At 61.7% G+C, this 8,510-nt stretch carries 8 protein-coding genes; all 8 read left to right on the top strand.

The genetic code is table 11. The features are described from left to right. Positions 1-371: 371 nt before the first annotated feature. The 8 genes from KPL57_RS16885 to KPL57_RS16850 all read left to right on the top strand — a co-directional run bounded on the left by KPL57_RS16885 (position 372) and on the right by KPL57_RS16850 (position 8,351). Positions 372-1,376 carry a protein rep gene (locus tag KPL57_RS16885; protein WP_226352347.1) on the top strand — a complete coding sequence of 335 codons (1,005 nt, stop codon included), beginning with the start codon at positions 372-374 and terminating at the stop codon, positions 1,374-1,376. A 26-nt stretch (positions 1,377-1,402) separates the two neighbouring features. Next, positions 1,403-2,152, top strand: a complete 750-nt coding sequence (locus tag KPL57_RS16880) for a hypothetical protein (RefSeq protein WP_226352346.1) — start codon at positions 1,403-1,405, stop codon at positions 2,150-2,152. Positions 2,153-2,339: 187 nt separating this feature from the next. Beyond that, positions 2,340-2,783, top strand: a complete 444-nt coding sequence (locus tag KPL57_RS16875) for a hypothetical protein (protein WP_226352345.1) — start codon at positions 2,340-2,342, stop codon at positions 2,781-2,783. Positions 2,784-3,718: 935 nt separating this feature from the next. Beyond that, a complete protein-coding gene (locus KPL57_RS16870) occupies positions 3,719-4,057 on the top strand; it encodes a hypothetical protein (RefSeq protein ID WP_226352344.1) in 339 nt (112 codons plus the stop codon). 110 nt (positions 4,058-4,167) lie between these two features. Then, positions 4,168-5,670, top strand: a complete 1,503-nt coding sequence (locus KPL57_RS16865) for a protein rep (RefSeq protein ID WP_308252904.1) — start codon at positions 4,168-4,170, stop codon at positions 5,668-5,670. Positions 5,671-5,696: 26 nt separating this feature from the next. Continuing rightward, positions 5,697-6,446: a hypothetical protein gene (locus tag KPL57_RS16860; RefSeq protein ID WP_226352346.1), complete on the top strand. Its 750-nt coding sequence runs from the start codon at positions 5,697-5,699 to the stop codon at positions 6,444-6,446. 187 nt (positions 6,447-6,633) lie between these two features. After that, positions 6,634-7,077, top strand: a complete 444-nt coding sequence (locus KPL57_RS16855; RefSeq protein ID WP_226352345.1) for a hypothetical protein — start codon at positions 6,634-6,636, stop codon at positions 7,075-7,077. 935 nt (positions 7,078-8,012) lie between these two features. Continuing rightward, complete coding sequence (locus tag KPL57_RS16850) at positions 8,013-8,351, top strand: hypothetical protein (protein ID WP_226352344.1); 339 nt, start codon at positions 8,013-8,015, stop codon at positions 8,349-8,351. Positions 8,352-8,510: the final 159 nt, after the last annotated feature.

The following is an 8,510-nucleotide window of genomic DNA, read 5'->3' as shown; positions in this document are numbered from 1 at the left end:
CTGCGGGTGGCCCGGCGGGCCGCGGCGCCGGAGGCGTGAGCGGCCTGTCGGGGCCGCCCCTTGGCACTTACACGGATGTACCTTCCACTGCAGGTCACAGCGTTGCTGGGGGCTGTTGTCAGCGGTGGTTCTCGTTGCGGGAGTGGGTGCGGAAGAAGAGCGGTGATCCGGCTGCGGAGCAGGTCCGGCGGGACGAGGCGCGCGCGGCCCGGTACGCGCAGCGAGAGGGTCTCCGTAAGGTGTATCGGGGTCGTCGGGTGCGCGCGTGCGGGCTCCCGGGCCTCCGTCCGGACGCCTCCGTCGTCGCGAAAGTGACGGAAGTCACAGAGGGTTGTGGGAGGGTGAAGCGGGTCGCGGGGCTCGCGGGGTTGATGCGGTGCGGGACGGTGTGGACGTGCCCGGAGTGCTCGATGCGTATCTCGGTGGAGCGGACGGCGTTGCTGGGGAAGGTGGTGACGCGGCACGTCGAGGATGGCGCTCGGGTGATGACGCTGACCCTGACGTTGCGGCACTTCGCTGAGCACGAGCTGGCCCTGTCGGTGAAGGCGTCACGGACGGCTTTCAGTCGGGTGACTGATGGCCGTGCGGGGATGCGTGACTACGTTGAGCTGGGGCTTCGTGGTTGGTCGCGGTCGCCGGACCTGACCTGGGGTGTCGAGAACGGTTGGCATCTGCATCAGCATGTGACGCTGGTGTTCGAGCCGGGCACGACCGATGAGCAGATGACCGAGCTGGCTGAGGGGTGGTTCACCCGCTGGTCGCGGGGTGCGGTGGCCGCGGGCATGCCCGCTCCGGATCGGGAGCACGGTCTGGACTTCGAGATCCTGCCTGACGGTGACACCGAAGCGGCCCAGGCCTGGGCGGCTTACCAGGCCAAGGGCATCGCGGCTGAGCAGCTGATGGCCGGTCACAAGAAGGCGAAGGGGACCTCCCGCACGATCGGCGAGCTGATTCACGACGCAACGATCGGGCGGACCTACGAGAACCCCGAGACCGGTGCACAGGTCCAGATGGTCGATCTGCAGGCTCAGGAGCTGCTGCGCGAGTTCGAGAAGGCGATCAAGGGAGTCCCGCAGATGACCTGGTCACGAGGCAAGCACGACCTGCGCAACATCTTGTCCGAGGAGGAGAAGACCGAGCGTAGCGACGAGGAGATCGTCGACGACGACTCCCTGGACGGGGAGGAGGTCGCGGTCATCCCTCGCGAGTCCTGGCCGCAGCTCCAGCCCCGGGTCCCGGAGTTCCTCTCGATCATCGAACGAGAAGGCACCGATGCTGCTCGGGCCTGGCTGGACGCGAACGGCATCGGCTGGGAGATGCCGACCCGGCTCACAGATACGAGACGCCGAGGTGTCAGACCCGGCTCTGAGATTTAAACGACCATGATTTTCATTGTTGATAGGTGGCGAAGGCGTCACGAGGAGAAGAGTTGAGATCGTCTGATGAAAGAGTTTGGGGTCCGGTTATTCTGCAAGCGGCTGAATCTATTGTTGTGCATGGGATAGACCTGAATGTCGAGGATGAGGTGGAGACGTACTGGGATATTGTTTTTGCCAACAGTTATCAGTATGCAGTGGAAGAATTTGCCGATCGAGCCGACGAACGTCTCGACGAGACAGCTGCAGCCCTTGCTCAAGTTCTGAGTCGGGGGTGGTTAGGGTCCGCCGACGTTGTCTCGCCTCAAGGGGTCTTCTCTGACTCAATTACTCTTCGGGCCACCCAGATTGAGAACCCCGAGGATGACCTGTACGGAGACAAGCCGCTGGGAGCATTCTGGACATCTTCTTATCTTCCTAATGGAGATAGCGCATGGTCTCGCAGTGAAAAAAGTGAGTTTGCCAGCCTAAACAGAAAACTGCGTAACTTCACATTTCGCTTGCCTCCGCCGCGGGATATATTCATTATTCGGTATCCGGAAGATTACCGACGGCTCGTTGCTGATTATCCACGCAAACTTCAGAACGGCCGGACTGTGGTTGATTGGCGCCGAGCGTCGGATGACTATATGGCGGTCCGCCTGACAGCGTGCGGTCTCGCGCTGGCACACCATTTTCGTGTCGTAACTCCGGCGGGAGTTGCATGGCTCAGCGGATGGGACGCTGAGTCTACTGCGTGGCTTCACTTGCCCTGCAACGCGGACCTTGATAACTGAAGTCGTGGTCATAGAGGTTCATCCAGGGTGATCACGAAGTGTTGTAGTGTTTCCCCAGGTCGGGATCGTAGTGAGGTCGCTCGCTAGGAGTTCCTGAATAATCCTCATAAAGTTACTAAACGTGTGTAAAAGCAATAGTTGGTAATTCTGAGCGAGCCTGTTCGGCTTACCGATATACGGAGGAAAAATGCGCGTTCTGAAGATTTTTATTGCCGTACTCTTTATCTCTGCAGTGGTTGTCGGATCAGCTTTTCTTAACCCTTCGGAAGCGTATGCTGCTACCAAGACGATCGGCGACTGTGACATCATTATGGAAGTGCCTCACGCTTCAGGGCACGTCCGAGGAAATGTTACGGTTGATCCGCGAATCAAGTGTAAGACCAAGCAACGATATCTTGGCGTAACCGCAGTAATGGAGCGCAAGTTTCCCGGTTCGCAGTACACGTGGAAGATTTCAGCTAAGCGTAAGGGAGGCAACGTAAATTATATGAACGCCACTCCTAATGAACGATGCCAGAAAGCAGACTACCGAGTTAAAGCGGATTTCTTGATTGTCGATAATCGCGGAGTGCGCCATGGAGAGTTCGGCTATGTCTCGATCTGGAAGTCCAATCCGTGTAGACTGCCGTGATAGCCTACTAATTGGGTCGAGTTGTCTGGTTTTAATTAGCCGACTGTGCAAAGTTAGTTCTATGTGCCACAACTGTTCTGCACGCTTTCATTCAGGGTGCGACTTGCTCCGGTAAGTCCGTGTGGTGCTACTTGGCACTGGCGCAGCTTGCCTGCCTCGCTGATGTCCTGATGATTCACGGCTAGCGCGCATCCCGTAGCGGAACAAGCTGCCGTTCTCCGCGGGCGTCGGTGGCCGGGAGTGAAGTGTTTGTGCGGAACCGGCGTCGGGACCGGCGGGATCACAGCACTGTGTATAGGTGTGGTGGCAGTTGATCTTGGAGCGGCTGCGACGAGCGCGTCGTACGCGAGCCACCGAAGGTCAACCGCCACCACACCTACCCGGACCGCACCCCGCCCCAGCGGGGGGGTACGAAAACGCGGGTGTCAACGTATGATTGACGCCTGGGGTGGTCGTCGATACGACGACATGCAGCTGGTGCTTGGAGGGTGGGGCTGCGGTCACGTCGGCGCGCGGAGCGCCGTCAGAGGGCCGCAGGTGCCCGCAACATGCCCGGTGGGGTCCGCGGGATGTTGCTGCCCAGGCTTGCGGGCACCTGCGGCCCTCTGATGCCCTGTGGGGCCGACGTGACCGCAGCCCCACCCGGAGCCGGCCCCTACTCCTCTCTCTCGGGTGGTGAGGGGTGCTCGGCTGCTGCGGGAGCAGAGGCCCTCCCCGGAGGGGCCGCCGGAGGCAGCTCTTGGGTGTCGGCCTGCGCTGGGGGTGTGGCCCAGCGGCGGGCGGTCATTCGAGGGATGCCGGTCGGGATCTGGTGCGGGACTGGGGGTCTGAGGCGCACATGGCGATCCAGGGAGTCACGCGGTCGGGGAAGAGCAGGTTCGTCTACGGCTTCCTGGGCCAGCTCGCGGAGAGCCCGCTGGTGACTGTCGCGGGGTGTGATCGGCCGTCTGCTGGCCGAGGGCGCGAAGGCTGGTGTCCGAGTGGTGCTGGTCGTGCAGCGGGCGGAGGCGGCTCTGATGGGGGCGTTTGAGCGGGCTCAGTGCTCGGTGAAGGTCAGCTTCCGCAGCGACAACCCGGCTGCGGTGGAGCTTCTGCACCCCGGTGCGGCCCGGGATGTGGCAGAAGCCCAGGTCAGCGCCCTACCGGGTGTCGGTTTGCTGTCGGTGCCGGGGGCTCCGCTGGCGAGGTTCCGAGCCCTGCACGTCGGCTCCTACGCCGATTACGTGAAAAAAATCCGGTCTGCTTCGGCGGTTCGCGCCCCTGGTGCGGCCTGAGATAGGCCAGATTAGGACCCAACAAGAGCAGAACGCCGTGGCCAGTCGGAGTTTGAGCCCTCCGAGTTGGCGTCCAGCGCGGCCCGAGAATCAGGAATCAGGTCGTCTGGATGTTCACGGCGTTTGCTCCCTCCACGGTAGAGCCCCTCTCGCGGGTTCACCAGTCGACTCTCCGAGACCACGTCTCGTCTCGTCCTCCTTCGCTGCTCGGGGCCTCCTCCGGGTCTGTCGTGCTGCCTGCGGGTGGCCCGGCGGGCCGCGGCGCCGGAGGCGTGAGCGGCCTGTCGGGGCCGCCCCTTGGCACTTACACGGATGTACCTTCCACTGCAGGTCACAGCGTTGCTGGGGGCTGTTGTCAGCGGTGGTTCTCGTTGCGGGAGTGGGTGCGGAAGAAGAGCGGTGATCCGGCTGCGGAGCAGGTCCGGCGGGACGAGGCGCGCGCGGCCCGGTACGCGCAGCGAGAGGGTCTCCGTAAGGTGTATCGGGGTCGTCGGGTGCGCGCGTGCGGGCTCCCGGGCCTCCGTCCGGACGCCTCCGTCGTCGCGAAAGTGACGGAAGTCACAGAGGGTTGTGGGAGGGTGAAGCGGGTCGCGGGGCTCGCGGGGTTGATGCGGTGCGGGACGGTGTGGACGTGCCCGGAGTGCTCGATGCGTATCTCGGTGGAGCGGACGGCGTTGCTGGGGAAGGTGGTGACGCGGCACGTCGAGGATGGCGCTCGGGTGATGACGCTGACCCTGACGTTGCGGCACTTCGCTGAGCACGAGCTGGCCCTGTCGGTGAAGGCGTCACGGACGGCTTTCAGTCGGGTGACTGATGGCCGTGCGGGGATGCGTGACTACGTTGAGCTGGGGCTTCGTGGTTGGTCGCGGTCGCCGGACCTGACCTGGGGTGTCGAGAACGGTTGGCATCTGCATCAGCATGTGACGCTGGTGTTCGAGCCGGGCACGACCGATGAGCAGATGACCGAGCTGGCTGAGGGGTGGTTCACCCGCTGGTCGCGGGGTGCGGTGGCCGCGGGCATGCCCGCTCCGGATCGGGAGCACGGTCTGGACTTCGAGATCCTGCCTGACGGTGACACCGAAGCGGCCCAGGCCTGGGCGGCTTACCAGGCCAAGGGCATCGCGGCTGAGCAGCTGATGGCCGGTCACAAGAAGGCGAAGGGGACCTCCCGCACGATCGGCGAGCTGATTCACGACGCAACGATCGGGCGGACCTACGAGAACCCCGAGACCGGTGCACAGGTCCAGATGGTCGATCTGCAGGCTCAGGAGCTGCTGCGCGAGTTCGAGAAGGCGATCAAGGGAGTCCCGCAGATGACCTGGTCACGAGGCAAGCACGACCTGCGCAACATCTTGTCCGAGGAGGAGAAGACCGAGCGTAGCGACGAGGAGATCGTCGACGACGACTCCCTGGACGGGGAGGAGGTCGCGGTCATCCCTCGCGAGTCCTGGCCGCAGCTCCAGCCCCGGGTCCCGGAGTTCCTCTCGATCATCGAACGAGAAGGCACCGATGCTGCTCGGGCCTGGCTGGACGCGAACGGCATCGGCTGGGAGATGCCGACCCGGCTCACAGATACGAGACGCCGAGGTGTCAGACCCGGCTCTGAGATTTAAACGACCATGATTTTCATTGTTGATAGGTGGCGAAGGCGTCACGAGGAGAAGAGTTGAGATCGTCTGATGAAAGAGTTTGGGGTCCGGTTATTCTGCAAGCGGCTGAATCTATTGTTGTGCATGGGATAGACCTGAATGTCGAGGATGAGGTGGAGACGTACTGGGATATTGTTTTTGCCAACAGTTATCAGTATGCAGTGGAAGAATTTGCCGATCGAGCCGACGAACGTCTCGACGAGACAGCTGCAGCCCTTGCTCAAGTTCTGAGTCGGGGGTGGTTAGGGTCCGCCGACGTTGTCTCGCCTCAAGGGGTCTTCTCTGACTCAATTACTCTTCGGGCCACCCAGATTGAGAACCCCGAGGATGACCTGTACGGAGACAAGCCGCTGGGAGCATTCTGGACATCTTCTTATCTTCCTAATGGAGATAGCGCATGGTCTCGCAGTGAAAAAAGTGAGTTTGCCAGCCTAAACAGAAAACTGCGTAACTTCACATTTCGCTTGCCTCCGCCGCGGGATATATTCATTATTCGGTATCCGGAAGATTACCGACGGCTCGTTGCTGATTATCCACGCAAACTTCAGAACGGCCGGACTGTGGTTGATTGGCGCCGAGCGTCGGATGACTATATGGCGGTCCGCCTGACAGCGTGCGGTCTCGCGCTGGCACACCATTTTCGTGTCGTAACTCCGGCGGGAGTTGCATGGCTCAGCGGATGGGACGCTGAGTCTACTGCGTGGCTTCACTTGCCCTGCAACGCGGACCTTGATAACTGAAGTCGTGGTCATAGAGGTTCATCCAGGGTGATCACGAAGTGTTGTAGTGTTTCCCCAGGTCGGGATCGTAGTGAGGTCGCTCGCTAGGAGTTCCTGAATAATCCTCATAAAGTTACTAAACGTGTGTAAAAGCAATAGTTGGTAATTCTGAGCGAGCCTGTTCGGCTTACCGATATACGGAGGAAAAATGCGCGTTCTGAAGATTTTTATTGCCGTACTCTTTATCTCTGCAGTGGTTGTCGGATCAGCTTTTCTTAACCCTTCGGAAGCGTATGCTGCTACCAAGACGATCGGCGACTGTGACATCATTATGGAAGTGCCTCACGCTTCAGGGCACGTCCGAGGAAATGTTACGGTTGATCCGCGAATCAAGTGTAAGACCAAGCAACGATATCTTGGCGTAACCGCAGTAATGGAGCGCAAGTTTCCCGGTTCGCAGTACACGTGGAAGATTTCAGCTAAGCGTAAGGGAGGCAACGTAAATTATATGAACGCCACTCCTAATGAACGATGCCAGAAAGCAGACTACCGAGTTAAAGCGGATTTCTTGATTGTCGATAATCGCGGAGTGCGCCATGGAGAGTTCGGCTATGTCTCGATCTGGAAGTCCAATCCGTGTAGACTGCCGTGATAGCCTACTAATTGGGTCGAGTTGTCTGGTTTTAATTAGCCGACTGTGCAAAGTTAGTTCTATGTGCCACAACTGTTCTGCACGCTTTCATTCAGGGTGCGACTTGCTCCGGTAAGTCCGTGTGGTGCTACTTGGCACTGGCGCAGCTTGCCTGCCTCGCTGATGTCCTGATGATTCACGGCTAGCGCGCATCCCGTAGCGGAACAAGCTGCCGTTCTCCGCGGGCGTCGGTGGCCGGGAGTGAAGTGTTTGTGCGGAACCGGCGTCGGGACCGGCGGGATCACAGCACTGTGTATAGGTGTGGTGGCAGTTGATCTTGGAGCGGCTGCGACGAGCGCGTCGTACGCGAGCCACCGAAGGTCAACCGCCACCACACCTACCCGGACCGCACCCCGCCCCAGCGGGGGGGTACGAAAACGCGGGTGTCAACGTATGATTGACGCCTGGGGTGGTCGTCGATACGACGACATGCAGCTGGTGCTTGGAGGGTGGGGCTGCGGTCACGTCGGCGCGCGGAGCGCCGTCAGAGGGCCGCAGGTGCCCGCAACATGCCCGGTGGGGTCCGCGGGATGTTGCTGCCCAGGCTTGCGGGCACCTGCGGCCCTCTGATGCCCTGTGGGGCCGACGTGACCGCAGCCCCACCCGGAGCCGGCCCCTACTCCTCTCTCTCGGGTGGTGAGGGGTGCTCGGCTGCTGCGGGAGCAGAGGCCCTCCCCGGAGGGGCCGCCGGAGGCAGCTCTTGGGTGTCGGCCTGCGCTGGGGGTGTGGCCCAGCGGCGGGCGGTCATTCGAGGGATGCCGGTCGGGATCTGGTGCGGGACTGGGGGTCTGAGGCGCACATGGCGATCCAGGGAGTCACGCGGTCGGGGAAGAGCAGGTTCGTCTACGGCTTCCTGGGCCAGCTCGCGGAGAGCCCGCTGGTGACTGTCGCGGGGTGTGATCGGCCGTCTGCTGGCCGAGGGCGCGAAGGCTGGTGTCCGAGTGGTGCTGGTCGTGCAGCGGGCGGAGGCGGCTCTGATGGGGGCGTTTGAGCGGGCTCAGTGCTCGGTGAAGGTCAGCTTCCGCAGCGACAACCCGGCTGCGGTGGAGCTTCTGCACCCCGGTGCGGCCCGGGATGTGGCAGAAGCCCAGGTCAGCGCCCTACCGGGTGTCGGTTTGCTGTCGGTGCCGGGGGCTCCGCTGGCGAGGTTCCGAGCCCTGCACGTCGGCTCCTACGCCGATTACGTGAAAAAAATCCGGTCTGCTTCGGCGGTTCGCGCCCCTGGTGCGGCCTGAGATAGGCCAGATTAGGACCCAACAAGAGCAGAACGCCGTGGCCAGTCGGAGTTTGAGCCCTCCGAGTTGGCGTCCAGCGCGGCCCGAGAATCAGGAATCAGGTCGTCTGGATGTTCACGGCGTTTGCTCCCTCCACGGTAGAGCCCCTCTCGCGGGTTT

It is taken from the genome of Pseudonocardia sp. ICBG601, assembly GCF_020496245.1.
This window is presented reverse-complemented; position numbering and strand designations above follow the sequence as displayed.

Coding starts and splice junctions, on each gene's coding strand:
- KPL57_RS16885 (WP_226352347.1), top strand. CDS start 372: ATGCGGTGCGGGACGGTGTGGACGTGCCCGGAGTGCTCGATGCGTATC.
- KPL57_RS16875 (WP_226352345.1), top strand. CDS start 2,340: ATGCGCGTTCTGAAGATTTTTATTGCCGTACTCTTTATCTCTGCAGTG.
- KPL57_RS16865 (WP_308252904.1), top strand. CDS start 4,168: ATGTTCACGGCGTTTGCTCCCTCCACGGTAGAGCCCCTCTCGCGGGTT.
- KPL57_RS16855 (WP_226352345.1), top strand. CDS start 6,634: ATGCGCGTTCTGAAGATTTTTATTGCCGTACTCTTTATCTCTGCAGTG.